The sequence below is a fragment of the Sphingomonas rubra genome (genome assembly GCF_900115745.1).
Taxonomy (GTDB): domain Bacteria; phylum Pseudomonadota; class Alphaproteobacteria; order Sphingomonadales; family Sphingomonadaceae; genus Sphingomonas; species Sphingomonas rubra.
Genome location: NZ_FOXP01000025.1, coordinates 1 through 1,188, shown reverse-complemented (window position 1 = coordinate 1,188; position 1,188 = coordinate 1). Strand labels below are relative to the sequence as shown.

1 protein-coding gene is annotated in these 1,188 nt (G+C 67.9%); it reads right to left on the bottom strand.

Translation table 11 applies throughout. The features are described 5' to 3' along the window. The coding region (locus tag BM145_RS15505) for a methyl-accepting chemotaxis protein (protein ID WP_425441104.1) at nt 1–838 on the bottom strand (838 nt) is incomplete at its 3' end. Between the last annotated feature and the right edge of the window lie 350 nt (nt 839–1,188).

The following is a 1,188-nucleotide window of genomic DNA, read 5'->3' as shown; positions in this document are numbered from 1 at the left end:
CGGTGTTGACCTGCTGGAGCCCCGTGGCCTGCTGCTCGGCCGAAGAGGCGATGCTGCCGACCAGCGTGCTGATCTCGCTGATGCGGGCGATGATGCGCTGAAGCGCCTTACCCGTCTCGCTGACCAGCTCGACGCCGACCTCGACCTGCTCGGACGAGGCCATGATCTTGGCCTTCACGTCCTTGGCCGCGTCGGCCGAGCGCTGGGCGAGCGCGCGCACCTCGGAGGCAACGACCGCGAATCCCTTGCCCGCGTCCCCCGCCCGTGCCGCCTCGACGCCGGCATTGAGCGCGAGGAGATTGGTCTGGAAGGCGATGCCGTCGATGACGCTGATGATTTCGCTGATCTCGGCCGAGGCGCGCTCGATGCCGCTCATCGCATCAACCGCGCGGCGCACCACGTCACCCGACTGCTCGGCCTCGGTGCGGGCTTGGCCGACTACGGCGTTGGCGCGGCTCGCCCCTGCGGCCGTCTCGCGGACGGTGCCGGTGATCTCGTCCATCGCGGCCGCGGTTTCCTCCAGGCTGGCCGCCTGCTGCTCCGTGCGCTGCGACAGGTCGTCCGACGCCTGACGAATGTCGCTGGCGCCGTTGTTGATCCCGCTCGTCGCCTGGCTGACCGCGGTGAGCACCTCAGCGACCGCGTCCATGGCACGGTTGAAGTCACCGCGCAGCTGCCCGTAATCGGCCGGGAACGGCGTCTCGATCCGGTGGCTGAGGTCGCTGGTAGCGAGCCGGGCCAAGCCCTCCCCTAGCGAGCCAACGACCTTCTGCTGCGCTTCGCCGGCGGCCTGCACCGCCTCGCCGTTGCTGTGGAACACGCTCATCGCGCGGGTCATGCGGCCCACACAGTCAGTGAACTCGGTATGCGCGATCGGAGTGGAAAGATCACCGGCGGCGATCCCCTCCATCCGGACGACGGTGGCGACTTAGGGATCGCAGATCAGCCGCTTGGATAGAAGCGCAACCACCGCTACAAGAGCCCAGGCGCCGCACGCAATCGACAGCAGCGCGCCGTCAGGCGCCCGCCCGGACGTCGCGAGCCACGTCGTCGCGGCGGGGATCGCCGTCAACGTGACATAGGCGACGAACAAGATGTCGAATTTCCGTCGGATAGGCGCGTGCGCCCGAAACCAAGTAACCATTAATCAACTCCTCGCAGATGACGACGCCTCGGGACTTCGGATCG